The sequence below is a fragment of the Mucilaginibacter sp. FW306-07-L genome, assembly GCF_058782065.1.
In genome coordinates, this window is sequence record NZ_JBYSXI010000003.1 from 766,281 (window position 1) to 791,857 (window position 25,577).

General features: G+C 43.9%; 25 protein-coding genes. 7 read left to right on the plus strand and 18 right to left on the minus strand.

Features of this window, described 5'->3' with window-relative positions; translation table 11 throughout:
• Positions 1-10: 10 nt before the first annotated feature.
• From AC3WJC_RS18610 to AC3WJC_RS18645, 8 genes are all read right to left on the minus strand, one after another.
• The gene (locus AC3WJC_RS18610; RefSeq protein ID WP_492400622.1) at positions 11-403 is read right to left on the minus strand and encodes a single-stranded DNA-binding protein; all 393 of its coding nucleotides are present in this window, start codon (positions 401-403) and stop codon (positions 11-13) included.
• 1,040 nt (positions 404-1,443) lie between these two features.
• Positions 1,444-2,118 (minus strand): NAD(P)H-binding protein, encoded by a 675-nt coding sequence (locus AC3WJC_RS18615; protein ID WP_492400850.1) that lies wholly within the window; start codon positions 2,116-2,118, stop codon positions 1,444-1,446.
• A gap of 123 nt (positions 2,119-2,241) precedes the next feature.
• Positions 2,242-2,712 carry a DoxX family protein gene (locus tag AC3WJC_RS18620; protein ID WP_492400623.1) on the minus strand — a complete coding sequence of 157 codons (471 nt, stop codon included), beginning with the start codon at positions 2,710-2,712 and terminating at the stop codon, positions 2,242-2,244.
• A 29-nt stretch (positions 2,713-2,741) separates the two neighbouring features.
• A complete protein-coding gene (locus AC3WJC_RS18625) occupies positions 2,742-3,743 on the minus strand; it encodes an aldo/keto reductase (RefSeq protein ID WP_492400624.1) in 1,002 nt (333 codons plus the stop codon).
• A gap of 13 nt (positions 3,744-3,756) precedes the next feature.
• The gene (locus tag AC3WJC_RS18630) at positions 3,757-4,179 is read right to left on the minus strand and encodes a putative quinol monooxygenase (RefSeq protein WP_492400625.1); all 423 of its coding nucleotides are present in this window, start codon (positions 4,177-4,179) and stop codon (positions 3,757-3,759) included.
• A gap of 17 nt (positions 4,180-4,196) precedes the next feature.
• Positions 4,197-4,925, minus strand: coding sequence for a carboxymuconolactone decarboxylase family protein (locus tag AC3WJC_RS18635; RefSeq protein WP_492400626.1), 729 nt, complete (start codon positions 4,923-4,925; stop codon positions 4,197-4,199).
• 11 nt (positions 4,926-4,936) lie between these two features.
• Positions 4,937-5,362 (minus strand): hypothetical protein, encoded by a 426-nt coding sequence (locus tag AC3WJC_RS18640; protein ID WP_492400627.1) that lies wholly within the window; start codon positions 5,360-5,362, stop codon positions 4,937-4,939.
• 18 nt (positions 5,363-5,380) lie between these two features.
• A complete protein-coding gene (locus AC3WJC_RS18645) occupies positions 5,381-6,295 on the minus strand; it encodes an MBL fold metallo-hydrolase (protein ID WP_492400628.1) in 915 nt (304 codons plus the stop codon).
• Positions 6,296-6,438: 143 nt separating this feature from the next.
• On the opposite strand from AC3WJC_RS18645, the gene AC3WJC_RS18650 reads away from it, so the two are divergent.
• A complete protein-coding gene (locus AC3WJC_RS18650) occupies positions 6,439-7,332 on the plus strand; it encodes a helix-turn-helix domain-containing protein (protein ID WP_492400629.1) in 894 nt (297 codons plus the stop codon).
• Positions 7,333-8,097: 765 nt separating this feature from the next.
• Here the strand turns inward: AC3WJC_RS18650 and AC3WJC_RS18655 are convergent.
• Positions 8,098-8,775 (minus strand): LytR/AlgR family response regulator transcription factor, encoded by a 678-nt coding sequence (locus AC3WJC_RS18655; protein ID WP_492400630.1) that lies wholly within the window; start codon positions 8,773-8,775, stop codon positions 8,098-8,100.
• A 4-nt stretch (positions 8,776-8,779) separates the two neighbouring features.
• Complete coding sequence (locus tag AC3WJC_RS18660) at positions 8,780-9,841, minus strand: sensor histidine kinase (RefSeq protein ID WP_492400851.1); 1,062 nt, start codon at positions 9,839-9,841, stop codon at positions 8,780-8,782.
• Positions 9,842-10,025: 184 nt separating this feature from the next.
• On the opposite strand from AC3WJC_RS18660, the gene AC3WJC_RS18665 reads away from it, so the two are divergent.
• Positions 10,026-11,141, plus strand: a complete 1,116-nt coding sequence (locus tag AC3WJC_RS18665) for an acyltransferase family protein (protein ID WP_492400631.1) — start codon at positions 10,026-10,028, stop codon at positions 11,139-11,141.
• A complete protein-coding gene (locus AC3WJC_RS18670) occupies positions 11,138-11,644 on the plus strand; it encodes a nuclear transport factor 2 family protein (RefSeq protein WP_492400632.1) in 507 nt (168 codons plus the stop codon). The genes AC3WJC_RS18665 and AC3WJC_RS18670 overlap by 4 nt, the downstream gene beginning before the upstream one ends.
• Before the next feature lie 331 nt (positions 11,645-11,975).
• Here the strand turns inward: AC3WJC_RS18670 and AC3WJC_RS18675 are convergent, their stop codons facing one another.
• From AC3WJC_RS18675 to paoA, 4 genes are all read right to left on the minus strand, one after another.
• Positions 11,976-12,689, minus strand: coding sequence for a hypothetical protein (locus tag AC3WJC_RS18675; protein WP_492400633.1), 714 nt, complete (start codon positions 12,687-12,689; stop codon positions 11,976-11,978).
• A 175-nt stretch (positions 12,690-12,864) separates the two neighbouring features.
• Entirely contained in the window at positions 12,865-15,063 is a 2,199-nt protein-coding gene (gene paoC / locus AC3WJC_RS18680) for an aldehyde oxidoreductase molybdenum-binding subunit PaoC (RefSeq protein ID WP_492400634.1), read from the minus strand.
• A gap of 1 nt (position 15,064) precedes the next feature.
• Positions 15,065-16,015 carry an FAD binding domain-containing protein gene (locus AC3WJC_RS18685; protein ID WP_492400635.1) on the minus strand — a complete coding sequence of 317 codons (951 nt, stop codon included), beginning with the start codon at positions 16,013-16,015 and terminating at the stop codon, positions 15,065-15,067.
• Between the two features lie 53 nt (positions 16,016-16,068).
• On the minus strand, positions 16,069-16,713 hold the full coding sequence (paoA, locus tag AC3WJC_RS18690) for an aldehyde dehydrogenase iron-sulfur subunit PaoA (RefSeq protein ID WP_492400636.1): 645 nt from the start codon (positions 16,711-16,713) through the stop codon (positions 16,069-16,071).
• Positions 16,714-17,000: 287 nt separating this feature from the next.
• Between paoA and AC3WJC_RS18695 the strand changes: the two genes are divergently transcribed.
• Entirely contained in the window at positions 17,001-17,897 is an 897-nt protein-coding gene (locus tag AC3WJC_RS18695) for a helix-turn-helix domain-containing protein (RefSeq protein WP_492400637.1), read from the plus strand.
• 563 nt (positions 17,898-18,460) lie between these two features.
• Here the strand turns inward: AC3WJC_RS18695 and AC3WJC_RS18700 are convergent.
• Genes AC3WJC_RS18700 through AC3WJC_RS18710 form a run of 3 tightly spaced genes read right to left on the minus strand, consistent with a single transcriptional unit; the run spans position 18,461 to position 21,677 of the window.
• Positions 18,461-19,060: a hypothetical protein gene (locus AC3WJC_RS18700; RefSeq protein ID WP_492400638.1), complete on the minus strand. Its 600-nt coding sequence runs from the start codon at positions 19,058-19,060 to the stop codon at positions 18,461-18,463.
• A complete protein-coding gene (locus AC3WJC_RS18705; RefSeq protein ID WP_492400639.1) occupies positions 19,057-21,210 on the minus strand; it encodes a xanthine dehydrogenase family protein molybdopterin-binding subunit in 2,154 nt (717 codons plus the stop codon). Before AC3WJC_RS18705 ends, AC3WJC_RS18700 begins: the two co-directional genes overlap by 4 nt.
• Positions 21,207-21,677 carry a (2Fe-2S)-binding protein gene (locus AC3WJC_RS18710; protein ID WP_492400640.1) on the minus strand — a complete coding sequence of 157 codons (471 nt, stop codon included), beginning with the start codon at positions 21,675-21,677 and terminating at the stop codon, positions 21,207-21,209. Before AC3WJC_RS18710 ends, AC3WJC_RS18705 begins: the two co-directional genes overlap by 4 nt.
• An 833-nt stretch (positions 21,678-22,510) precedes the next feature.
• Here AC3WJC_RS18710 and AC3WJC_RS18715 point away from each other — a divergent pair.
• From AC3WJC_RS18715 to AC3WJC_RS18725, 3 genes are all read left to right on the plus strand, one after another.
• Positions 22,511-23,257 (plus strand): SDR family oxidoreductase, encoded by a 747-nt coding sequence (locus AC3WJC_RS18715; RefSeq protein ID WP_492400641.1) that lies wholly within the window; start codon positions 22,511-22,513, stop codon positions 23,255-23,257.
• A 162-nt stretch (positions 23,258-23,419) separates the two neighbouring features.
• Positions 23,420-24,079, plus strand: a complete 660-nt coding sequence (locus AC3WJC_RS18720; RefSeq protein ID WP_492400642.1) for a carboxymuconolactone decarboxylase family protein — start codon at positions 23,420-23,422, stop codon at positions 24,077-24,079.
• Positions 24,080-24,118: 39 nt separating this feature from the next.
• Positions 24,119-24,529 carry a cupin domain-containing protein gene (locus tag AC3WJC_RS18725; RefSeq protein ID WP_492400643.1) on the plus strand — a complete coding sequence of 137 codons (411 nt, stop codon included), beginning with the start codon at positions 24,119-24,121 and terminating at the stop codon, positions 24,527-24,529.
• 211 nt (positions 24,530-24,740) lie between these two features.
• Here the strand turns inward: AC3WJC_RS18725 and AC3WJC_RS18730 are convergent, their stop codons facing one another.
• Positions 24,741-25,520 (minus strand): AraC family transcriptional regulator, encoded by a 780-nt coding sequence (locus AC3WJC_RS18730; RefSeq protein ID WP_492400644.1) that lies wholly within the window; start codon positions 25,518-25,520, stop codon positions 24,741-24,743.
• Positions 25,521-25,577: the final 57 nt, after the last annotated feature.

Consider the following 25,577-nt stretch of genomic DNA (forward strand, 5'->3'; position numbering starts at 1 on the left):
GTGTACTCGCTTAATTGAATTGTTCGCTTGGTTTGATCACGCCTTTTTTGTCGCCTGCCTGTTTAAGTGTGGCTGTGTTTTCAACTGCACCATTTTTAGCGGATCTGGTAAGCATGGTGATTTCGTCGGTGCGGAACCGCAGGCTTGCCATTGGCTCGCCGTCACGGCTTACCCACGGTTCGGCGGTCATAAAGCCCGAAAGCTGCACCAACATACCTTTCGTTAAATAAGGGGCGATACCCTCACCCCGCCAGTAGGTGCAATCGATATAGGCCGTTTCCTCTTTTTGTTCCCCCTGTGATCTGTAACGGCGGTTAACTGCCACCCTGAACCCTGTTACATTTTTGTTTTCGTTTACTGCTCTCACGGTAGCGTCTGCTACCAATCTTCCTGTGATTTCCATGACCCTGAACTTTTGATTTTTAAAAATTTGTTAATTAATTAATCCGCTTTCCCTTTACCTGTGCGACCCTCCCGGATAGCTATTTTTCAAAAGAAAAAACGGTAAAAAAGAAAGTCAAAAGAGCGGTCGTAAGGCGGAACGGGAGAACTATAAGTCCCGAAGGGTGGCCGCAGCGCAGCGGAGGCCATTATGCGTTCGTACGTGACGGCTGACCGAGCTTGACGCCTCTTTTGTCCGTTTTCTTTGGGAAATAGCGGAAGCGACAGCTGACTTAAAGCAGTCTGAATCGGGTTTTGCAAATCCGGAGCATCCGGTTTTGCGCCATAAAAGCCGAGGCTCTTGCAGCGCAGCAAAAGTGCCGCCTGCAATGACACCGGATTTTATCCATTACTATTTTACATCGGTCGTGTTCAAACTAACAATGATATGCAGGAAATTTGTGGCCTGTAAAGCCGTGATCAGTCAAAATAAATTTTGGTCAGGGTAGATTGGGTATCTGAGAAAGGTCGGCTGAACGCAGGTGATAGGGTTTTAGTCATCAACGGTGAATCCTGCGAAAAATCGATCTATGCAGGTGGGTTAACGGCGCCCAGAGGAGACTATGAAAGGGTCAGGTACGGTATAAAAATCAAAGAAACGAGAGGGAGCTTATGAATTAGGGAATAATATTGATCAATTGATCGCTGTATGGAAAGCACAATTTGTGACCTGATTTCATTCAGGCAAGACCGTAGAGCACTTGTTGCAGTGTATATTGAATTGGGTTATATCAATTTGTTCGAATTTGGCCAGATTCCGTTTCATCGGGATGCTTTAACAGCATTAATGCACGTATTTGCGTAATTCATTGGTTCGCAATGGCCAGTGTGGGTAGTAAATGCCATCAATTAGAGAATTGATGGCATAATCGCTAATGGGCAGTTTATCTAACGAGAGATTCTTAGCTACGTGACTTTACGGAAAGCAACCTTGAATGCAGCCCTTTTTTCAAGATTAATATAAGTTTGCATCCAAAATCTGCGGTAGCATCCTTCAGTTTATCAGCGGATAAAGCCGGGCTTATCACCATCAGTTCCTTCCTTTTCCATACCGAGGCTCTCACGGATGTGCAGAGATGGATTTTCAATTAGCTTAACGACCATATCTGCAACACTTCTCCGGGATATTTCGGTACCTGTCACCGGTTCCCCTTTTTGGGAGATGATGTATGCTACTTCCTCTTTATTTGTATACCATGTCGGGCGAAGGATCGTATATTCCAGTTCTGAGGTTTCGATCAGCCTGGCCGCTTTCTTATAACGATCCAGTATGTCACCGATCATCTGTTTGTTCCACTTTCCAAATGCGCCGGGGACTTCATCATAAATGCCTATAGCAGCAATAAATATCAGCCGTTTAACAGATGCCTGTCGCATGGCATTAATGGTTTTTTCAGCGATTGTATCTTCCTGTCCATTAATATTCACATAAATGATATCCTGCCCTTGCACAGCACTTTCCAGCTTTACCGTATCCATTATATCGCCTTCTACCAGTTTGATCCGTTCTGACTCCAGCTGCTTCAATCGAGCGGTATTACGTAAGTATAAAGTAAGCGAAATGGCTGGATTTTGAGATAACCTTTCAATTACATGGCCGGCAACCTGTCCGCCGGCTCCCAGTATCAATACGTTTGTCATATTCAATTTTGTCGTTATAGAATTAAGTAAAATAATACCTGTTTATCCATCTGCCATCCGGTGAAAACGCCTGCACGATTCCTTTACCCTGATGGTTATTAATCCCCGCCGGATTCTTCGGTTCATTGGTGCAAGGCTTTTTTGCCTGCACGTGTTTCATTATACCGGTTTTTGAGGATTAACCGGCTTACTGACCAACCAGTGATCCAATGAAAATTTGCCTGCACCGGTAAATGATAAAACAACATAGACCAATAGAAAATGCAAGGCGGGTTCTGCCTTAGCGAATGGTTCATTGCTGTGAACTGCTACCACGGCAACAAGCATGTTCACAGCGAGTATTACAGTAGCGAATCGGGTAATAACACCTGTCATTATCAGCAAAGAACCTACAACCTGCGCAAAGACGGTTAAAGCAAGTGACACCTGGGAACTCATGCCCATTACTGCATAAAACCTTACCTCACCAGAAAAAAGCATTTGTACTTTAGAAAGTCCCTTGGACAGCATCCACGTCCCGATAACGATTCTCAATATCAATAATGCTATATCGGTAGCTGATGAATGCGGTGTATTGCAAAACCCTTCCACCACCTGCGTTCTTCGCCGACTTTTATTTATCACTTTCATGCTTTTATTTCTCCGATGTCAGGCTTTATTTACAATCCGGTCATCTTTTCCGCGGCCTCGGGGTAACGTGCACCTTGTATCGTGATTTCAGAGGCCGCTTCTTCGATCATTTGCAGGTCGGCTGCCATCAGTTCAACACTTGCTGCCCCGACATTTTCTTCCAGCCGGTGAAGCTTGGTGGTACCCGGTATAGGCGTGATCCATGGCTTTTGCGCCAAAAGCCATGCTAAGGCAATTTGTGCGGGGCTGGCATTTTTTTCTGCACCAATTTTCTCTAACAGATCCACTAATGCCCGGTTGGCAATCCTGGCATCCTGCGTAAACCGAGGGGTTGTACTTCTGATATCCACGCTTTCGAAGCTGGTGTGCTCATCGATCTTGCCGGTTAAAAAGCCTTTACCTAACGGGCTGAAGGGCACGAAACCGATCCCTAATTCTTCCAGTGTGGGGATGATTTCCTTTTCAGGCGTTCTGGTCCACAATGAGTATTCACTTTGCAGGGCGGTAACATGCTGTACAGCATGTGCCCGGCGGATCGTCTGTGCACCGGCTTCAGACAAACCAAAGTGCTTGACCTTACCTTCCGCAATCAGGTCTTTCACTGTTCCGGCAACGTCTTCAATAGGCACCTGCGGATCAACGCGATGCTGATACAACAGGTCAATAACCTCGGTACGCAACCTTTTAAGGGAATCTTCAACTACTTTCCTGATATGTTCCGGGCGGCTGCTTAATGCATTCCATCTGCTGTTTGCCTCACTTTCATCAGCCGGCGCAAAACCAAACTTAGTGGCTATTACCACCTGATCCCGAAGCGGCTGCAATGCTTCGCCAACCAGTTCTTCATTAATATAAGGTCCATACACTTCCGCTGTATCGAAGAAGGTCACACCCAATTCTACCGCTTTGCGGATCAGTATGATCATTTCTTTTCTATCCGGGAACGGCGCATAACCAAAGCTCATACCCATACACCCCAATCCTAAAGCGGATACTTCGAGTCCGCTGTTGCCTAATTTTCTAATTTTCATTGTGCGTTAGTATTTACAATCCAGCCTGCTTAGCGCTTCCTATGAGGTTAACATCCACCAGTTCCAGTTTTTTGACCATATGCGCTACAGTGGCCTTGTACTTCTTAAAGTGAGTGGTCGCAATATGCTTTTGGTAGGCTGTAGTATCGGCATATATTTCGAGGATGGTGATCTGAGAAGCATCTTTTTTGTCGGCCACCGCATAATAGGTCAGCACGCCCGGTTCCAGCCTGACAGCGGTATGCATTTGTTCTGAAAGGGCTGTATGATAAGCTTTGAGCTGCGCCGGATCAACTTCGATCTTCGCCAGACGGATCATGCGTTTATCTGATTGTGCTTTCAGACCCTGAACGAAACAAAGTAACATGCCGAAGCATATCAGTGTCCTGATCGATGCCTGCCTTGCTTTTTGGAAATATTGATTAATGGTTTTCATAGCTTATGTAAATTTCTTTATTTCCTTGCTCCCAGCTGTGCCATGACGGACCTCGCTGTATTTGCCTGTTTACTGCTGATACTTGATTCCAATACCGTAAATGCTTGTTCCAGTTGCGATTCGGTGAGCCCAACATTCATCCCCATTCCCAGGTGTGCCAGTAGCTGCGCCTCCAGTCCGGGCAGGCTTGCCAGCACGGTGATCGTTGCCAGTTCGCGTTCCGGATAGGACAGCACACCCCGCCCGAAGATATCAGCAAAAAGATGCTCTTTCAGAAAAGTGTCAATGCCTGGCGCAAAAGCATTAGCGCCGCTGAGCGGCCCGGTCTGCGATTTACCGGTTAACGTTTCCAGCATTTTCCGGCCCTGCTCGTATTTACTTCCATTCGTTCCTTTAACAGCGTCCGGCGCATCACCTTCTGTATCTGTTATACCTTTAGATTTCCTGTCTTCCAGCACGGCCATAAAGGTGTTGATGCCGTTAAGGCTGCGGGGAAAGCCGCAATAGGCATATAACTGGACCAGTTCTTCCCGGATCTGGTTAATGGTCAAACCGGCGTCAAGCCCGGCATTTAGCGCATTTTTCAGCTTCGGAAGGTCACCGGTTGCCGTAAAAGCGGCAATCATTACGATATGCCTTTCTTTTGGGTTTAATTCCTGGTTTTTCTGTGCATTAGCGTTTGTCATAGATAGAAATATTATAATTAACAGGATCAGTGATGTTCGGATGGTCTTCAGGGTTTTCATAAATTGCTTGTTTATGGTTTTCGGGGACGCATGTAAGGAAAGACCCAGTGTTCAACGGCTTTGCCCCCGAGGTAACGGGTCATTTCAACTCCTTCGATCGCAGTTCCGGGGGCAGCAAAATTATAACGCACCCAATCCGCCACGTATTCATGATCGGCAAGTTGCCTGATCAGGTTCATACAGACCGGCTTCATTGTTCTATGGAAATGTGTGATCGAACTTTTTAAACTATCCAGACCACGATGTTCTCCGGTGTGGTTAAAAAATTCTGGCGCTATAATGCCGTCGAGCTCACTTACGTTGCCGGTTCGAAAGGCTTTTAAAAAAACGTTGTCTGCGGCGATAATCGTTTTTGTCAGCGTTGCTTTAGATGGTTGTGCAACAGCAAAGGCCGCAATGGTCATCATACAATGGATCAGGATAGTCATCTTCTTCATTATTTTGCGCATTTACAATTATCGTTTTCTTGCCTTTTTTAGCGCTTTCAACGTGAATGGCTGCCCCGGCGCAAGCACCTGAATGCGTTCGGGATTGACAACCAATTTGGCCAGTCTTGCCGGATCGCCATTAAAAGGCTTAAAATCCGGGGCGTCAACAAAACCCCAGTGGCCCAGTATTACCTGTGCATGAGGATAAGCATTCAGCAGCTTTGCAGACCCCTCGAGGCCGGAATGCCACTCCGCATCTTCAGAGTAATCCAACAGGATCATGTCCGGAGCGGGCAGTTTCAATTGTTCCGGCATCAGGCGCGAATCTCCGGGTGCCCAGATCGTACCATCGGGAGTAAAGAAATAAAAACCGCAGGCATCCTCCGGATTGAAATGTCGCTTGCTAGTGCCCGGATAGGCGTTCTGCCAGGCATGGTCCGCCGGTGTAAGCTTTGCACTGACAACACCGAAACTGAAAGTTTCACCGATTGCATGTCCGCTGGAAGGAAGTCCTTCGTTTTTCATCAATGAGTCCACGTATATCGTGGAATGATACGATTTAGTCACTGCTTTAAGGTCACGGAACGTCTCTACGCTGTAATGGTCGTTGTCGCTATGGGTCGCCATCACGGCATCTACATTTGGAACATCTTTTGGCAGGATCGGAAACTTCATCAGCAGCGGCATATCATAACCTTCCAGCAGCGGATCGATCATAAACACCGTACCCCGGCTGTTGACCATAAATCCGGCCATACCCAGCCACCGAATGGTCGTACTGTTCGATCTTTTAAATGCTTCCCGGCCGAAAGACTGCGTTTCTGGCGCTTTGGCCTGATATTTCTTTATTTTCTTACCGGTAGTATCTCCAGTCTGCGCGAGGAGTTTCGTTTCCCAGCTGAGCAACAGTAAAAATACCAGCAATAATTTTTCAAGTTTCATTTCTTTTTTGTTTAGTACTGCAAAATTGGAAGAAATTTGTTGGTGAATACTTATACGAATTCCTGTAATATCTACCACTATTCCTGATGACGGTGCATGTTGCAGGAGATATCGTATTTTTGATCAAAGTAAAATTAAAGCAAATGGAAGAGATCAGCCGATTAAAGGACGTCACACAGTTCAACAAGGAAAGAGGCCACGATACCCTTCATCCGCTCGTGAGCGTCCTGGATCAATCCCGGTCAATTCAGATCCGGCCTTACCGTTTTACCTCCGACTTGTATATCGTCTTTTTAAAGGATGAGAAATGTGCTGACCTGCTTTACGGAAGGAGCAGGTACGACTACCAGGAAGAAACGCTAATTTTTATTGCGCCGGGTCAGCTCGCCGGTCTGGAAGGTGATGCGCTGATTCAGCCGAACGGCTGGGCTTTAGCTTTTCATCCGGATCTTATTCATGGCACCCACCTCGGCAAACATATTAAAGACTATCATTTTTTCTCCTACGATGTACGCGAAGCGCTGCACGTTTCCAGCCGCGAGAAAGATTTGCTGGTAGAGTGTTTCCAAAAGATCAGTTACGAACTTGCACATCCCATTGATAAACACAGCCGAAAGCTTGTCGTCAATAATATCGAACTGCTGCTTAACTATTGCGAACGGTTCTATGACCGTCAGTTCATTACCCGGGAGCACCACAATAAAGATATTTTAACGCGGTTTGAAGCTTTGCTTGACGATTACTTTGTGTCGGAAAAGCCGGCCCTGATCGGACTGCCAACCGTTGCTTATTGTGCCGAACAGCTTCATTTATCTCCTAAATATTTCGGTGACCTGATCAAAAAAGAAACCGGACAGTCCGCACAGGAGTATATTCAGTCGAAACTCATTGACGTCGCTAAAGAACGAATGAGTGATAGCGGGAAGTTGATCGGTGAGATCGCCCATGATCTGGGCTTTAAGTATCCGCAGCATTTCACGCGGCTTTTTAAGCAGAAGGTGGGGCATTCACCGCAGGATTACCGTTTGCTTAATTAGGGTTCAAAAAGAAATGCTACACGGCATGAATACTTCAACGGCTACAATTGCGAACTCCATTGGGAAAGGATCCCAGTTTACCAAATAGCCATCTTTGGAAGTGATATTAGATATTATTGATGAGCGGTAATACATTATCGCCTAAGCCGCTCATATAAAATGGTTTGAAAGTCTTAAGGAATGGTTTGATTATCATACGGATGGCACGAACTCATAGTAATACCTTAACCTACCGAAAGCCGGATAAAGACAGTACTTGAGTAATGCCCGGCTGCGCAGAATCTGACATAGACAATATATGCTTGCTCCTACATTGAATTTGAACGTCGTTAGAAGCATTGCTTTTGGGTTATAGAAAGGACGAAGTATCAATAATTAATTAAAGCATTCAAGAAGTACTGTCTATTTTGGTTTCCAGGCTTTGGGCGAAAACATTGTTGATTAAGCCCCAGGCTACGAATAAAAGGATCGATAGGATTTTGATTGAGACTGCTTTTGTCATTTTTATTTTTTGGGTGTGTGACGTGTTTTTGATCTATCAGGTTACAGAGAACTGAATTATTAGATGATGTTGAATTTTTTAGAAGTGTCCACTACATCCGACGGTAAACGTTTTATGTAGTGAGTTTACAGTAAGGGCACAGTTGAGCGATATAAACGTGCCCTGGTTTTGTTATGTCTAATTTATAAGGCTTTCTAACCATAACTGATATAGACTGGTGTTGAATAATAATTTAAAAATTTAAAAGTGTTTCAGCCTGAAAATTATTTCCCAAAGAATTCCTTAATCATGTTGTCAAGCTCTTTTTTGTAGCTTCGACCGACAGGAATTTTAAATCTGGAAAGTATTACTTCATTATTGTTTATCGCTTTCACCCAATCTGTATTGACGATGAATGAGCGATGAATCCTCACAAACCCCTTATTAAGCAAACTGGTTGTCAGTTCAGAAATGGCCATTTTTGCAACAGTAACTATTTCATTATCCAGTATGACTTTGATATCGTTTCCATTGCTCTCAAAATATATAATTTCATTTAGTTTTATTTTTCGATTAAATCCTTCGGATTTGAGTATGATAAACCTTTCCTCGCTTTCTTTTATATCATGCCGCAGTACCCGGTCAACAGCTTTAAAAAAACGATGAAAGGTAATAGGCTTTAACAGGTAATCTACCGCCTCTAATTCAAATCCCTCAATGGCGTACTCACGATATGCAGTTGTAAATACGGTTTTAGGTTTTTGATGCAATGACTTTAAAAACTCGATCCCGTTTAAGTCAGGCATCTGAATGTCTAAAAACATTAAATCAATATCGTGATGTTGTAATATGCGATAGGCTTCCATTGCATTTTTCGCGGTGACAATCAGCTTTAAGCCGTTGATTTTTGAAATATGGTCCTCTAAAAGTGTGATAGCCAAAGGCTCATCATCCACTATCATAATATTAATCATTACACCCAGGGGTTATCGCTTCAACTTTAAACCAATTATTTTCCTGTTTGATCGTTAAACTGTAATTGTGCCGGTAATACAATTCAAGTTGTTGCTTTATGTTTTTTAAACCAATGCCGATATGTTCTTCATTGCTTTTTTTATAAAAAGTATTCTCTATTTTAAATGTACATTGTCCCTTACTGGTCGTCACTGAAATGACGATTTCCACATTTTTGCTGGTTTTTTCTGCGCCATGTTTAAACGCATTTTCAACTAATGAAAGATATAATAAAGGTGGAATGGTATGCTGGGAAGATATTTTTTCAGATTTGGTGACCTTCAGCCGCTCGTCATACCTTAATTTTTCAAGCCCAATGTAATCGTCAATGATCCTTAATTCATCTTCAATCGGAACCAGCCTTTTAGGCCCCTTATGAAGGATATAATCCAGTATATCTGAAAGCCTGCTGATCGACTGTGATGTGTACACAGAATTGCTAACAGACTGCGAATAAATATTATTGAGGGTATTAAATAAAAAATGTGGATTTAATTGGGTTTTTAAGGCCTTCAGTTCCAACTCTGATTTTTCCATTTGAAGTTGTGCCACATTTTGCTTTTCATGCCTGTATTGTAACATATACATAAATGCTATAAAAATAAATGATCCGGTTACGATCGGAAAAATATAGTGAAACAACAGATATCTCAGATCTGTGAAAATAGCTACAATTCCATCCTGGGGTTGTGTGATAAAAAATGGCTCTGCAAGGTATACAACAAAAATGCGGTTACATACCCCCAACAAATAAATGCAGCATAGTAAAGACATTGAAAATAAAGCATATTTTTTAGCGTCATAGAATTTCCTTATGAGTACGAATAGAATGAAATTAGCCCCAATCACCTGAAAAAGCACGTGGCATAACTCGTAATAAAAAAAATCCCTGGCGGTAGGCTGTTGATACTCACCGTAGTTTTTAGTTAATCCAAATATGAAAAGCGCCGCCCAAAATACGATCTGATAGCGGATATCTTTTCTTACTTGATGGATCGATTCCATTTTCACCATCTTCAAAATTAATGATTAAATAAATTTAATTGCTGGGATACATGCATAGGACAGCATTTCGGCTGCCAACGGCGTGATTTAGGTTTTAAAACGGTGATGTAGCCACTCGCAATGAAAAGACTGTTGTCTGAATCCAACCGTTCTGAAAAATTTTAAAAAGCTGAACCTTTGAAAAAACAAGTAAATGGAGGGACAGAAATTTTACGGACTGGATCATTTGAGAGCAGTTGCCATTCTTCTGGTGTTGATGTATCATTACAGAGCTTTTAAACATCCCTCCTGGATCGATATCATCGGATCTGTCGGATGGACTGGTGTAGATCTTTTTTTTGTATTAAGCGGTTTTTTGATTTCCAATCAGTTATTTGTAGAGATTAAAAAAAGCAAAACGATTAGACTCGATGTTTTTTTCATAAAACGCTTTTTCAGGATTGTTCCGCCCTATCTTGTTACCTTGTTTCTATATGACTGCGTTCCGGTTTTTAGAGAAAGGGAAACTTTACCACCACTTTGGAAATTCCTGACTTTTACTCAAAACTATGCCTTAGACGTTATTAATCAAGGAACTTTCTCACATGCATGGTCGCTGTGTATTGAAGAGCAGTTTTATCTATTTTTACCCCTGGCACTTATCGCCTTCATTAGAGCAGGTATTTTTTCTTATTTAAAATTCGGCGTTATACTGCTTATTATTATTTCAATTTTGCTTCGGCTTTATTCGTGGCATGAATTTGTAGTTCCCAACCTAAACTCTCCCAACTTTTGGAAAGCGTGGTATATGAACATCTATTATCCGACCTATACCAGGTTTGACGGATTAGCTATCGGTGTATTGATTGGTTATTTTTATCAATACTCTTCCCGTTTTAAGAATATACTTAATAGCAACGGAAATGTATTATTCCTGATGGGAATGGTCGCAACGGCATTATCGTTATGGTTTTGCGAGGATCAAGCCTCTCCAAGGGCTTCTGTTTTTGGATTCTCTTTAGTGGCAATAAGTTACGGTATGATCGTGATGGGAGCTATTTCCAGTTCATGTATTTTTGGAAATAACAAACTCTTTGTCACATCGCAATTAGCCGTTCTTTCTTATTCCTTGTACCTCACGCATAAAGGCATTATACATCTCATACAATTGTTGGTACAAAATTACAACATGGTGGTTTCTTGTAATGTACTGCTGTTATTGTGTTTTATTTCATGCATCATGGTCAGTGTGTTATATCACTTCTCCATTGAAAAAATATCCAACATCATAAAAAATAAATTCTTAACCCTTATAAATCAAGTTCTATGAAAATTGTCGTTTTTATCTTGCTCGTGCATCTTTTCAATCAGTCATTTGCCCAGGATTACCATCAGCAAAAAGTTGAAATCAACAAGGTGGTACAGCAATTCAGGCAAAGTATAATTCAGAAAGATTCTGCAACGTTTTACAGTTTATTTCACGAAAATCCCGTAGTCTGGATCGGATTAGTAAAAGATAGAACCCAGCGCAAGATATTAGAGAAAGACCCTTCCAGTACAAAAAGATTTTTTGCAGATGATTATAAGAGCTTCTTTCAATTTATTCTTAAAGATGGTAAGAAGGAAGAGAAGTTTGAAAACGTTAAAATTGACAACGACGATGTTATTGCCAGTGTTCAGTTTGACTACTCATTTTGGAATGAGAACAATATGACAAATTGGGGAAAAGAAATCTGGCAATTGATTAAGATAAACGGAGAATGGAAGATAACAAGTGTAATTTACTCTTATGAATTGACCGAATATTATCCTAAAGCCAAAAAAGGCAGGTAGAATACACCAATATGAAAGCTAACCCCCTCTCAGATCGGGTGTCTGAAAAGATCTTTAATGGAGTCACAGCGCTTTTCACACCTTCGGCACGCCAAAATGATTTAGTGCCAAAATTCAAGGGTTTCAAATAGAAATGACGGTGGCAAAATATCTTTGTAAATAAAGCTGTGCGCAGTTTTAAACTTAGATCATTTATAGCATTTGCCATTTGGTAGCCGCCATGGAATGTTGAGTAACATTATTGCGCCAAGGTTCTGTATACGGTTCTTTGCAAGCGTGTCAATGGCTCCGATTTTTGGCAATTAAATTATCTCAGAATGTGTGTTCGAATTTAATTATTACGTCGAATCAATTTATAATGAATATCGTCTGTTTTGACCAATTGCCAGCCTGCGGCCAGTTCCAATGTCCAGCCATCGCCAATGAGCTGACGGGCGTTCATGTCAGGAAGGTCGCCAATTGGTACGGTAACGATATGCCAGTCTTTGAGCAGCATGCCGCCACTACTGACCTTCAGGTAACCCCAACTATCCCTTATTTCTCCAGTAGGATAGACCGTGCCGAGGGCGCCTAAATCAAAAAGGGTATTCGGGTTAAACATGACGCTCATTTTAACAAGTTCGATGCTTAATACCGGTCTGCGGGTAAATGTTTCGGAATAGGCAGCGACTTGCTGCAAACGTATCGTTTCTTTTTGCATTTCGGCAGCCCGGATAGCCAAACCCTGATAACGTATTTCGTCCGGCGCACCTGTGGCGCTGACGCCATAATAACGGCTGATCAGTTCCGGGAAGCTGTCACGCGCGTTTAAATGCTGCGTCCATTTTTTTGATCTTTCCTGTAAAAGCAGGCCATACACCGGCCCCGTGAGGTAAGCGCAAGATCTAATGAGAGACCTCCTGTTGCCAGCAGTATCGATCTGCTTGTATAAATGCTGTCTCAAGCTGTAAACTGATCTTTTTGTTATGAGTCTAAAATCACTTAGTACAGGCTCGCCGTCTGTCTTGATCCATAAACGGCCATTATATTTATATGCTGAAAGCATTATCAGGTTATCTCGAATAAATTACTTTTTGCATTTCTTTAAGCAACTATGCATCTAAACCAGGTGCTTTTTAGGCTTACAACTGCTCAAATATACCATACTCATTTAAGTAACCCACGCCTTTATCATTCCGCTTTAGATCATCCATCGGGTGACCTGCTATGGAGGCTATTCATCAGATGGTGGCCGGCATCTTATCTAATAACTTATCTAAGGTAACCGGATAATCCCGCACCCTGACACCTGTCGCGTTGTAGATAGCATTCGCAACTGCTGCCGCAACACCGACAATTCCCAATTCACCAATGCCTTTCGCTTTCATAGGCGACATCGTGGGATCTTCGTCCTCCATCAAAATAACGTCCTGAACCGGGATATCTGCATGGACAGGAACCTCATAACCCGCAAGATCATGATTAACGAAAAAGCCCAGTCGCGTATCAACCGCAAGCTCTTCCATTAACGCCGCACCAACGCCCATGGTCATCGCGCCGATCACCTGGCTTCGGGCCGATTTGGGGTTTAATATCCTCCCGGCATGACAGACCGCCAGCATGCGCCTTACGCGTACCTCTGCCGTGTAGGCGTTTACGGCGACTTCAACGAAATGTGCACCGAATGTATCCTGTGCAAATTCTCTCGACAGTTGACCATAAGTCATTTCGTCCTCCGCAACCAGGTCACCCTTACCGGCGGCTTGCTTCAAAGCTATGACCCGGTCACCGATCCGCACGAACCCATCAGCAAACTGCGCCTTATCCGCTTCAAAGCCGAGAGCCTGACTTACCATTTCGCGAAGTTTTACACATGCCGCATAAACACCTGAGGTGGCAGATGCGGCACCCCATTGCCCGCCTGATCCGGAAGACTCCGGAAAACTCGAATCACCGAGTTTAACAATTACCTTATCAAGGCTCACGCCCATCATCTCTGCCGCCGTTTGGCCAATTATGGTGTAACTGCCCGTACCGATATCTGTCATGTCGGTTTCCACCGTAATGATGCCGTCCCGGTTAAGGCGGACTCTCGCTGCAGATTTTACGATAGGAGCGCCACGGATAGCAGAAGCAACACCCATGCCGATCAGCCATTGGCCGTCACGCCACTGTCCAGGTGAATCTTTCCGTTTCTCCCAGCCGAATTTCTGTGCCCCGGTTTCCAGACATTCCACCAGCATACGGGAAGAAAATTTCCGACTTGGCGCAGAAGGATCTGTTTTCGTATCATTCAGTATGCGAAATTTAATAGGGTCGATTTTTAACTTTTCTGCCATTTCATCCATCGCGATCTCCAAAGCCATCATACCGCTGGCCTCACCTGGTGCACGCATGGCATTCCCTTCAGGTAAATCCAATACACCTAAACGCAAATGTGTTCTCCGGTTTGCACCGGCATACAGCAAGCGCGTCGGGGTGACCGCGAATTCCGGAAATCCTCCACGCAGGTTTCCTGACCAGCTTTCGTGTCCGATCGCTGTGATCACGCCTTCCCGGGTGGAACCTAACTTAATATGCTGTATAGTCGCCGGCCGGTGCGTAGTGTTATTGAAAATGAGCGGCCTCTGCAGTGTTACCTTAACGGCGCGTTCTGCCGCTTTCGCACCAAGGGCCGCAGTGACAATATCGGAAAGAACGGTTCCCTTACCTCCAAACCCACCTCCGATAAAAGGTGAAATAAGCCGGATATTTTCTTTAGGTATACCTAGTACGTTTGCAAGATCCCTGACCCCCCAGTTGATTTGCTGGATGGCGCACCAGCAGGTGAGCTTGTCGCCGTCCCACCTGGCAATCGCGGCATGTGGTTCCATCATGGCGTGCGACTGGTCGGGCGTAGTATAAGTTTCATCCAGCTTTACCTCTGCGGCATTGTAGGCGCCCTCGAAATCACCAACGACCTGAGGCGGGCCGAATTGACTTTGCTCCGGCGCTATTGCCATTGCTTCTTTCAGGTCAAATGCGCCTTTCAATTCCGAATAATCAAATGTTAACAGCGCAGCAGCCGCACGCGCCTGTTCGAATGTGGTAGCAACAACGACGGCAACCGCCTGGTGATAATGATCTACTTCAGGCCCTGCAAAAAGCGTATCTGCATAGAACCTCCCTTTCTTCAATGGCCCGGCATTCGCGGCAGTCACAATGGCGAGGACACCCGGTGAAGACTTCGCGGCCAATTGATGAATGGTATTGATGCGGCCTTTTGCAATAGCAGCGCCAACCACATATCCGTAAGCATGGTCAGGAGCTGCCTCATTTTGCTCATAAGCATATTTTGCCTGGCCGGTTGTTTTCAACGGCCCGTCTATGCGGTCAACTGGTTTACCGATTACTTTTTTTTGATCGGTCGGATTGCTTCCTGCAGGCTTGTCAAATTTCATATCAAACTCTCCCTTCTTTAATTACGGCATCAATGGTATGTTCAACCAGATTAACCTTAAACGTATTTTCTTTTGTGGGACGAGCCCCTGACATCAGCTTAGCTGCGACCGCTTTCGCACCATTGGGCAATAGCTTTTCAGCGGCCTCGCTGCGCCATGGCCGATGGGCCACTCCGCCAACTGCAATTCGCCCTGATCCGTCCTTTTGCAGAATTGCCGCCACCGACACCAACGCAAAAGCATAGGACGCACGGTCACGTACCTTATGGTAAATATGTACGCCCCCTGCAGGCGCGGGAAGAGTAACCGATGTGATGATCTCATTCTTTTGAAGCGCCGTTTCCAGATGAGGCGTGTCACCGGGCAGGCGGTAAAAGTCAGCGATGGGAATCTTACGGGTCGCACCGCCGGGCTTTACGGTTTCGATGACGGCATCCAATACCCGCATGGCTACGGCCATATCACTCGGGTGAGTAGCTATACAAGCGTCGCTGCTTCCGATAACTGCCAGTTGCCGGCTGAATCCATCGATTGCAGCGCAACCGCTTCCGGGGTTCCGCTTATTGCAACGCTGGTTCGTATCATAAAAATATGGGCAGCGCGTGCGCTGTAGTAGGTTTCCACCTGTTGTAGCTTTGTTTCGCAACTGACCTGATGCACCTGCCAGCAATGCGCGGGACAGTATGGCATAATCTTTCCTGACTTTCGGATCAGCAGCGAGATCTGTATTGCTGACCATGGCGCCGATACGCAGCCCGCCGCCGGAAATTCGTTCGATCTTATTCAGTCCGATCCTCCCTATGTCAATCAGGTGGACAGGGGTTTCAATCTGTAACTTCATCAGGTCGAGCAGGTTTGTTCCACCGGCAATAAATTTGCTATCAGGATTACGGGCCGCTGCTGCTGCTGCTTCAGCCGCTGAATGAACACGTTCGTAGGTAAATGCTTTCATTGAAAATTATTAAATGACATATTCAATCAGAATGAAGTGGTACGCTAAAAAGTTCAGGCCTTGCCAGCCACTTCCATAATGGCATCCGCTATGTTGGCATATGCTCCGCAGCGACAGATGTTTCCGCTCATTCGCTCTTTCAATTCGCGGATATCCAGTTCCTGGGTTACTTCAAGGTTGCTGCTCACATGACTGGGAACACCTGCTTTGATCTCCTTTAGTACAGCGACCGCAGAACAGATCTGACCCGGTGTGCAATAGCCGCATTGATACCCATCGTGTTTAATAAAAGCGGCTTGCATAGGATGTAGTTTTTCCGGAGTTCCTAACCCCTCTATTGTGGTTATTGCGTCGCCCTCATGCTGGACGGCAAGTGAAAGACAAGAGTTGATCCGGTGGCCGTTGACCAAAACGGTACAGGCACCGCATTGTCCATGATCGCAGCCTTTTTTGGTGCCGGTCATATGCATATGTTCACGAAGGGCATCTAAAAGTGTCGTGCGGGTATCTAATTGCAGCTCCGTCGGTTTTCCGTTAACTCTGAAAGAGACTTTCATCGTAGATAGCTTGCGTTCAGGAGCAGCCGCTATACCCGGCACCTTTTCAATAGTTGCTGACGTCAGGCTTACGGTTACCGCTGCGGCCGTTCCAACGATCATTTCGCGACGTGTAATGTTAAATTTATTTTTTTCTGTCATGATCTTTCGCTAAAGGTATAATTCAGATAGGTCTTCTTGTTCAACGAATTAGACTTCATTCTTCAATCAGGTAAATATTAAGCTACATTAGAACTATTGAGGTCTTTTTCAATACAAGCATCATTGGAATAATTAAGCTAAAATTCTATTAATCAGAAATCTGCATTACAAATATCGGGAGTACGATCAGCTTTCTTTTTATACAAATCACTGTTTTGTTTACCAATTTTACTGATTTAATATTACCACATTATGCCACAATTTCATTTTAGCTAAATTTGGATATTATGACAGAACTGAGAAGACTGGATAACGTACGTCAATATAACGAGTATGTAGGTGTAGACACTTTGCATCCGTTGGTTAGCGTTGTCAATTTTGATAAAGTGCCAACCATTATTCGGTCCCGTCACTACATGAGTATTTACGCCATATTCTTTAAGAATATTAAATGCGGAAATATGACTTACGGTTGTGATACCTATGACTATGAAGACGGCACACTTGTATTCATATCCCCAGGACAGGTGTATGGCATAGACAGCAATGGAATACCCATTATTCCTTCAGGCTACGCTTTGGTATTTCATCCCGATCTGCTGAAGGGAACTCATTTGGCGAAGACTATCAGGGATTACAACTTTTTTTCTTACGAGGTTAATGAAGCCCTGCATCTTTCAAAAAAGGAAAAGAAGACAATTGTTGATTTGTTCCGGAAGATAGGTGACGAAATAGATCAGAATATTGACAATCACAGTAAGACATTAATTGTGTCAAATATCGAACTGTTTTTAAATTATTGTATGCGGTTCTATGACCGGCAGTTCATAACCCGCGGGCATGCAAATAAAGACATTCTTGTACGTTTCGAAAATCTTTTAACAGAATATTTCAGTTCAGATAAGGCCGCTCAACTGGGTATGCCGACGGTCTCCTATTGTGCTGAAAAATTACATTTATCCCCAAACTATTTTGGTGACCTGATAAAAAAGGAAACCGGAAATACTGCTTTAGACCACATACAGTTGAAAATGATAGAATATGCAAAAATGTATATTTCAGACCATTCAAAGACATTAAATATGATTGCTGCTGATCTGGGCTTTAAATATCAGCAACATTTTTCAAGGATATTTAAACAGAAAACAGGAATGACACCAAATGAATACCGCGGATTGAATTAATTCAATCAAAATGCAAGATGTAACTGCGGTCACATATTTAAGCTATAATTAAACTAAGAAAAGTTGATCGTAATTTTATATTTAAAATTATTCCGACAAGGTAAAGTCGAGCACAATAAGCGCGTACGCGCCGACATCTCCTTTCTTATCGCTACTAGCAATTGAACGACCTGTAAGGCGAGCGGTGAAGTACAACAGGTTATGAGGTTCCCAGGCGATGCAAATCCTAAACATGGAAAACTTAAACGCCTAATATATTCATCATTTCCAATCTTATAGCTTACCGGACATAACTATTTGATTCATTAATACATTTCCGCAAATCGCGTTTTGTGCAGGCTGCCCGGCACATAATTTTCACGCAACAATTGCCCTAAACAATTTCATGTAAGGCTACTCTTTTCTTTGTACAGGTACTATTTCCTTGTTTGTTAACCCTTGATCGATGTTTCAATTTCTTACCTTATAAACATCCATACAAAAACTTTAATAATTATCAATCAGCAAGATCACGGGATGTTTTTTATTAAAAGCAACTTAAGCGATTGTGAATAGCTTTAACGTTATTTTGAAGGGGCATAAGCACCCGTAGATAACCAGGTTAACCAGGCTTTTTTAAATGCAGCATGGCTCATTGGCGGAAGTTTGCGGCCTTCGCCCGGGTTCCAGCCGGCCAGCACCAAACCGTCATCAGCATGTTCAATTAGCTTTTTCATGTCCTTGTGGCCGTTCTGATTGGGGTCAACCAGTTGTTTGGCTAACTGCCTCGGTGTTCTGCCCTGGAAAACCATACGCATATTGGCCGGAGGCAGATGCCAGTTGGGGTTGCCTGGCGGCGTATGAAGCCCCGGTGTGTTAGTAGCCTGGTGACAATTGGAACATTTCATGGCATACACGCCTTTTCCGTCAATCCCCCGCTTAGGCCCCATGGTGTGTAGGTGGCTGTCATCTCCCTGTAAGGGCACGTCTCCAGATGGGTGGCAGTTCATGCAACGGGCACTCATCAATACTGTATACACCTGCTTAAAGGCTTTCACCGAAGCTACGCTATCTTTACGTACCACCATTGGTGAAGCATTATTGTTAGGGTATTCTGTTTTAAAAGACAGGATGATTAAAGACGAAGTGAATAATATGATACTGAAGATGATCAATTTTTTCATGCTTGCTCGGTTAGTTTATGGTTCATAATAGGGAGATTATAAATACGTTTGCCTGTAGCTGCAAAAACAGCATTCGCAATGGCCGGTGCGGTTGGCGGCACGGCGCATTCTCCGGCTCCGCCCATTTTGCCATCACTTTCAACAATGTAAACATTGATCTCGGGCGACTCGTTCATGCGTGCAATCTTGTAGTCATAAAAGTTATTCTGCTGTAATGTGCCGCCCTCCAGGGTAAGTTCACCGTAAAGCGCCATCGTTAAGCCAAAAATGATCCCGCTTTCCGATTGCGCTTTAACGCCCTCGGGGTTAACGGCTAAACCGCAGTCAATGGCGCAATCTATCTTATGCACTTTTACCTGCCCATTCAATATACTCACTTCTGCTATGGTGGCTACAAAGCTTCCAAATGCCTCATTTACGGCTACACCTTTGTAACGCCCTTTGGATAATGTCTTTTTCCAGTTACCTTTTTCTGCTACCAGATTCAAAGCTGCCAGGTGGCGGGGGTGCTCTTTGAAAAAGCCTCTCCGGTATTCAACCGGATCCTGACCGGCATTGTGAGCCAGCTCGTCTATCATGGTTTCCATTACATAAGCCGTATGGGTATGCCCTACTGATCTGAACCACAACACAGGTACAACCTCGTCAGTATTGTGCAGCCCAACAAAATGATCGGGAACGCTGGTGAGATATGGTGAGCCCTTCACACCTTCAACCGAAGTGTCATCAATAGGGCTTCGCGGTGGTCCGAATGCAGGGGTTGCCGCTTTCATGATGGATTGCCCGGCAATATTATGTTTCCATGCTATAGGCATGCCCTGACTATCAACACCCGTAATTACATTATGTACAAAAAATGGTCGGTAGTGTCCGCCTTTCATATCATCTTCGCGGCTCCAAACCATTTTTACAGGTTTACCGCAGGCCTTTGCAATATGTACGGCTTCGGAAACGAAATCGCAAGCGGGAGTTGCCCTGCGGCCAAAGCCCCCACCTAAAAATGGGATATTGATCTTTACCTTTTCGGGTGCCAAGCCCAATATTTTAGCTGCTGCAGCCTGTTCGCCACCCGGCAATTGTGTACCTGTCCATATCTCACAACTGTCTTTATCAATTTTTACCGTACAGTTCAACGGTTCCATAGGCGCATGGGCCAGGTAAGGAAACACATATTCGGCCTTTATTATTTTTGCCGATTTTGAGAGCGCAACTGCTGCATCGCCCTTTTTCTGAGCAGTTAAACCGTCGGTAGCCGCCAGCTTTTTATAGGCTGCCGTTTGTTTAAGTGTAGATAGCTGGGCACCTGCGCCGTCTTCCCAAATTATTTTCAGCGCTTTTTTACCTTGCTGTGCTGCGTAATAGTGGTCGGCAATAACCGCAACCCCGGTTGGTATTTCAATCACTTGCCTTACACCTTTAACCGCTCTGGCTTTAACGGCATCAAACGATTTAACCTTGCCGCCAAAAACCGGCGCATGTGCAACTACGGCTGTCAATAAACCGGGGAAATGGATATCCATACCAAATATGGCCGTCCCATTGGTTTTTACACCGGCATCCAGGCGCTTGGTATTTTTGCCAATATATTTCCACTCGGCCTTGGTACGTAAAGCAACTTTTGCCGGAACCGGTAGTAGCGCAGCATCAGCAGCCAGTTCGCCATAAGTAAATCTCTTTCCTCCGGCTATTACCGCACCCTTTTCGGTTTTGCAGTTTTGCAGGGCAACACCCGAGCGTTTAGCGGCTGCCTGGGTTAGTAATGTTCTTGCTGTTGCACCGGCATTGCGGTAACGGTCAAATTCTGACCAGGTGGTTGATGATCCGCCCGTGATTTGTACGCCGTAAACATTATGATTATATGCTTTGTCTGCACCGCTGTGTTTAACGGTTATCTGCTCAAGGTCAACGTCCAGTTCCTCTGCCAGCAGCATAGGGAGCGTGGTCCATATACCTTGCCCCATCTCTACGTGGCTTAAAACCACGGTAATGGTGTTATCTGTACTGATGTTCAAAAAAGCGTTAGGTGCAAAAGCAACGCCCGCAGCAACCTCATTTGAAGCAGCTAATTTATTGGCAACGGGTATTTTGAATGATATCAGCAATCCGCCGCCCAAGAGGGCACCTGACTGAATAAAATTACGCCTGTTCATGATTTAGCCCCTTCCCGCTGCATTTTAGCAGCCTGATGGATCGCAGCCCTTATTCGCGGATAAGTACCGCACCGGCATATATTGCCAGACATGGCATCATCAATATCCTGATCTGTTGGGTTTGGGTTTTCGCGCAGCAGCACCGCTGCCGACATCAACTGGCCCGATTGGCAATAACCGCACTGGGGTACATCAAATTCGGCCCAAGCCTTTTGCAAAGCATGGTCGTTATTGGCCGAAAGCCCTTCGATGGTGATGATCTGCTGCCCGGCTGCCCGGCTCACTTTAGTTACGCATGACCGAACGGCTTCCCCATTAAGGTGTACAGTACAGGCACCGCACTGGGCAACGCCACAGCCAAACTTGGTTCCTGTCATGCCTAAAATATCACGGATCACCCATAACAGGGGCATATCCGGATCAGCATCAATCTCCCGCTGTTTTCCGTTTATAGTTAAACTTATCATTGCGTCTGGTTTGTTAAACTTTAAAACTAATTGGTAAATATACAAGGTTAATAATCGCCTGAATTATACTAATCAAACCATTACTTAAGAAATTCAAATATATCTGATGTTATACTCATACGTAATGCGTCACTGCACCGCAAGAAAACAGAGAATAGACTAATAATATTGTAAACTTCTTTAGAGCAGGTCAGAAATCTCGACACCATCCATCGAAAGCATATCTTTAAAATCTTCCGGCTTGTACAAAAGTACATTCGGAATTGGTATAAATCTTCAAGGCCCTCAAACAATATCTTAAATTAATCTAATAATTGAATCGAATTATGGGTCATAAGCTACTTAACAAGAATTTGACAAACGCTTATCTGAATTCATTTTTCCTTAATTTGGCATTGTGGAAAGCGGGTAGATACGCCGGGTTTCGGAATTTAACCAGTAATTAAAAGACTTTAGAGTGTTCAGATAAAAGCCGACAGCGGTAAGTAACTCATTTATAGCAAAAATTTCTATAACATATATTCTAACACAGGTTCAGCGCTGAACAATCACCCGCATTTAATTCCGCGCCGGGTATGCGGACAACCTCTCAGCCCATATTAATTATTTGAACCGGACCGCAAAAGAGCATTTTCCCATTGATAACAGCAGACCTGCTCTTTAATTTTTTTAGTTTGAAATTCTTAATTATTGGTTTGTTATTCATACACTTTTTATATGCGCTTCGCCGACCTTTGTGTAATCAAAAATATTATCGCCCCTTGCCCATGGGCAGGGGATTAATTTAGGCCGCCATATAAATTTAAATAAACAACAATTAAAAATACAAAATCATGAAAGATAATATCGAGGGTAAAGTAGTCGTAATCACAGGCGCAAGCAGTGGTTTGGGCGAAGCTGCTGTAAAGCACTTGTCAGCACTTGGCGCAACCGTTGTACTAGGAGCTAGAAGAGCTGAACGTATTGAAAGCTTGGCCAATGAAATCAATAGCACTGGCGGCAAAGCGTTGGCTATCGCTGCCGATGTAACACAGCTAAACCAGGTAAAAAAATTGGTGGATTCAGCAGTTGAAAAATTTGGCCGGGTAGACGTAATAGTGAATAATGCAGGTATCATGCCCTTGTCGCCAATAGATCGTCTTAATGTTGACGAGTGGAATAAAATGATCGATGTGAACATCAAAGGCGTGCTTAATGGCATAGCCGCTGTGCTTCCTTATATGAAAGAGCAAAAATCAGGTCAAATCATCAATACCTCTTCTGTAGCGGGCCATAAAATATTCGCAGGCTCTTCGGTCTATTCTGCTACCAAGTTTGCTGTACGCGCATTGACTGAGGGCTTACGTATGGAGGTAAAACCTTATAATATCCGTACGACGATCGTTTGCCCTGGTGCTGTTAAAACGGAACTGCTGGAGCATATCACTGAGGTGGATATCCAGCAGGCTAACCAGGATTATGTGGGATCGGTTGGTATCAGTCCTGATAGTTTTGCGCGCGTGGTTGCCTTTGCGATCAGCCAGCCTGAGGATGTGGATATCAATGAAGTTATCTTCCGTCCTACATCTCAGGAACTGTAAATTAATTTGCGGCTATCTTGCATAGTCCCGGTTCTTAAACAATCTGCCAGGCAACTGTGATAACGTAAATTATAGTTGCCTGGTATTTAAGTTTCATCTATGAAAAAATTAAAATTTTGGGTGCTGTTAACAATCATTTTTAATATTATAAGCATTAAAACTATGATTGCACAACAAAACAACCAGCAGTTAGGTGTCAAAGAACAAAGCATCATCATCATAGCAGCTTTCACGGCTAATGGCGACATTGAGAAATTAAAACCCGCATTGAACGCTGGGTTGGATGCAGGATTGACCATCAACGAGATCAAAGAAATTTTAATCCAGTTGTATGCTTATTGCGGCTTTCCCAGGAGCCTTAACGGGCTTAGTACCTTTATGGCGATAATTGACGAAAGAAAAGGCAAAGGTATTCAGGACCAGGCAGGAGTTGAAGGCACTCGCGTAAAAGGCGGTGATAAATATGAAAAAGGGAGAAAGACACTTGAGGAACTTTCCGGCATAGCACAATCAGACCCGCTCACCGGCACCAATGCCTTTGCACCGGGGATCGATGTTTTCTTAAAAGAACATTTGTTCGCCGATATCTTTGGCAGAGGGGTTTTAACCTTCCAGCAGCGCGAACTTGCTACTATTACTGTGCTGGCTACCTTGCCAGGCCTGGGAGCGCAGTTGCAATATCATATCGGTGCGGGCATGCACGTAGGCATAACGATAGGTCAACTCCAGGGTTTGCTTACCTTACTGGAAAACTATGTTGGTAAAACGCAGGCAGAGGCAGCTCAAATAGTTTTAAACAGGCTGGTATCTGCAAAAAAATAAAACGCTGTCTTTGAACAGCTAAAAATTAAATTTCAAAATATGGAAAAGCACGAAGAAGTTAAAAACGGCGTTGTATTCCCAATCGGGCAGAAGAATGATGCGTATGCCCAATATTTCATAGGGCAAAGTTATTTGAATGGATTAGTTGGGGGTGACCCAGCGGTAAATGTCAGCGTTGGACTGGTTACTTTCGAACCAGGGTGTCGGAATAACTGGCACATCCATCGTGATGGCTATCAAATTTTGTTAGTGACAGGTGGCGAGGGATGGTATCAGGAAGAGGGTAAAATTGCTCAGTTTTTAAAATCCGGGGATGTAATCGTTACGCATGACGGTGTCAAACACTGGCATGGCGCGGCTCAAGACAGTTGGTTTGAACATATTGCGATCACTGCAGGTAAACCGGAGTGGCTGGAACCGGTAACGGACGAACAATATAAAGCTGTTTGATAAAGATTACCCCAAAATAATTCCTTGATAATTGGTGGACGGGTTGGAGTCTTCCAGGATACGCCCGACCAAAATCGCGGTACGCCGGGGTCCAGCTCAGCAAGTTTCTATACAAAGCGGGAGGCAGGCCTCACAAGGCTGCCATAGCAAATTATAGATGAGTTTTATTCAGGAAAATCAATCCTATGTATGGCGCGATGGTAATATTGGGCTACTTCATTCTTGAAGTTTTTTTAAAGGTCGAGGGTGTTATTCCGACAATGGTTTTAAAAAGCTTGTTAAAATACGATAGGCTTTCGAACCCAACGGCGTAACATGTTTCTATAACGGTATGGTCCTGAATTAGTAGATTTTTGGCTTTTTCCAGCCGGTATTGATTAACGAAGTCAGTGAAGGTCATTTGGGTTTGCCTTTTAAAATACCTGCAAAATGCAGGGGTGGTCATTTTCACCTTCGCGGCTACTACATTGACATCCGGTTTATGATTATATTCGATATCTATATAGGTATAAATATCTCCCATTCTGAGTTTATCTTTCAGTAAAAACGCCTTGCTTTTTAAATCCCCGTTGAGAAGTTGGGCATCGGTAGAATCTGCTAGTAGCTGGAGGATTTGTATGATTTCTAATAATTGTTTTAATGTGTCCATGCCTTTTAACCTTTTAAGTTTTTCGGCAACGGCTACTTTTGTCTTTCCCTCGAAGGCTATCCCATAATCTGCTCTTTTCAGTAGTTGGGAAATAAGCGAAAATTCCGGTGATTTCAAGAGCGCTGTTCCCAAAAAATCAGTCCGAAGCTGTATGACGATCTGGGTATAATCACTTCTCAGTCGATAGTCAAAGTTCAGGTGGGCGAGATTATTGCCGATCAGTACCAGGTCCGTGTTCGTATAGGTTGACACATGCGTTCCAATATGTCTTATCCCCGAGACCGCTTCAATATATACGAGTTCGATTTCCGGATGACAATGCCAGAAAAATTTGTTTCTCATCTCGGGGTAGATAAGCCTAAAGGACTTTCCTTCATCGAATTGAATTTTTTCAAAATG

Excerpts from the sequence above, each read along its gene's own strand:
- AC3WJC_RS18610 (WP_492400622.1), bottom strand. The coding sequence starts at position 403 with ATGGAAATCACAGGAAGATTGGTAGCAGACGCTACCGTGAGAGCAGTA.
- AC3WJC_RS18620 (WP_492400623.1), bottom strand. The coding sequence starts at position 2,712 with ATGAAAGTGATAAATAAAAGTCGGCGAAGAACGCAGGTGGTGGAAGGG.
- AC3WJC_RS18625 (WP_492400624.1), bottom strand. The coding sequence starts at position 3,743 with ATGAAAATTAGAAAATTAGGCAACAGCGGACTCGAAGTATCCGCTTTA.
- AC3WJC_RS18630 (WP_492400625.1), bottom strand. The coding sequence starts at position 4,179 with ATGAAAACCATTAATCAATATTTCCAAAAAGCAAGGCAGGCATCGATC.
- AC3WJC_RS18635 (WP_492400626.1), bottom strand. The coding sequence starts at position 4,925 with ATGAAAACCCTGAAGACCATCCGAACATCACTGATCCTGTTAATTATA.
- AC3WJC_RS18640 (WP_492400627.1), bottom strand. The coding sequence starts at position 5,362 with ATGAAGAAGATGACTATCCTGATCCATTGTATGATGACCATTGCGGCC.
- AC3WJC_RS18645 (WP_492400628.1), bottom strand. The coding sequence starts at position 6,295 with ATGAAACTTGAAAAATTATTGCTGGTATTTTTACTGTTGCTCAGCTGG.
- AC3WJC_RS18650 (WP_492400629.1), top strand. The coding sequence starts at position 6,439 with ATGGAAGAGATCAGCCGATTAAAGGACGTCACACAGTTCAACAAGGAA.
- AC3WJC_RS18655 (WP_492400630.1), bottom strand. The coding sequence starts at position 8,775 with ATGATAGTGGATGATGAGCCTTTGGCTATCACACTTTTAGAGGACCAT.
- AC3WJC_RS18660 (WP_492400851.1), bottom strand. The coding sequence starts at position 9,841 with ATGGTGAAAATGGAATCGATCCATCAAGTAAGAAAAGATATCCGCTAT.
- AC3WJC_RS18665 (WP_492400631.1), top strand. The coding sequence starts at position 10,026 with ATGGAGGGACAGAAATTTTACGGACTGGATCATTTGAGAGCAGTTGCC.
- AC3WJC_RS18670 (WP_492400632.1), top strand. The coding sequence starts at position 11,138 with ATGAAAATTGTCGTTTTTATCTTGCTCGTGCATCTTTTCAATCAGTCA.
- AC3WJC_RS18675 (WP_492400633.1), bottom strand. The coding sequence starts at position 12,689 with ATGCTTTCAGCATATAAATATAATGGCCGTTTATGGATCAAGACAGAC.
- paoC (WP_492400634.1), bottom strand. The coding sequence starts at position 15,063 with ATGAAATTTGACAAGCCTGCAGGAAGCAATCCGACCGATCAAAAAAAA.
- AC3WJC_RS18685 (WP_492400635.1), bottom strand. The coding sequence starts at position 16,015 with ATGAAAGCATTTACCTACGAACGTGTTCATTCAGCGGCTGAAGCAGCA.
- paoA (WP_492400636.1), bottom strand. The coding sequence starts at position 16,713 with ATGACAGAAAAAAATAAATTTAACATTACACGTCGCGAAATGATCGTT.
- AC3WJC_RS18695 (WP_492400637.1), top strand. The coding sequence starts at position 17,001 with ATGACAGAACTGAGAAGACTGGATAACGTACGTCAATATAACGAGTAT.
- AC3WJC_RS18700 (WP_492400638.1), bottom strand. The coding sequence starts at position 19,060 with ATGAAAAAATTGATCATCTTCAGTATCATATTATTCACTTCGTCTTTA.
- AC3WJC_RS18705 (WP_492400639.1), bottom strand. The coding sequence starts at position 21,210 with ATGAACAGGCGTAATTTTATTCAGTCAGGTGCCCTCTTGGGCGGCGGA.
- AC3WJC_RS18710 (WP_492400640.1), bottom strand. The coding sequence starts at position 21,677 with ATGATAAGTTTAACTATAAACGGAAAACAGCGGGAGATTGATGCTGAT.
- AC3WJC_RS18715 (WP_492400641.1), top strand. The coding sequence starts at position 22,511 with ATGAAAGATAATATCGAGGGTAAAGTAGTCGTAATCACAGGCGCAAGC.
- AC3WJC_RS18720 (WP_492400642.1), top strand. The coding sequence starts at position 23,420 with ATGATTGCACAACAAAACAACCAGCAGTTAGGTGTCAAAGAACAAAGC.
- AC3WJC_RS18725 (WP_492400643.1), top strand. The coding sequence starts at position 24,119 with ATGGAAAAGCACGAAGAAGTTAAAAACGGCGTTGTATTCCCAATCGGG.
- AC3WJC_RS18730 (WP_492400644.1), bottom strand. The coding sequence starts at position 25,520 with ATGAGAAACAAATTTTTCTGGCATTGTCATCCGGAAATCGAACTCGTA.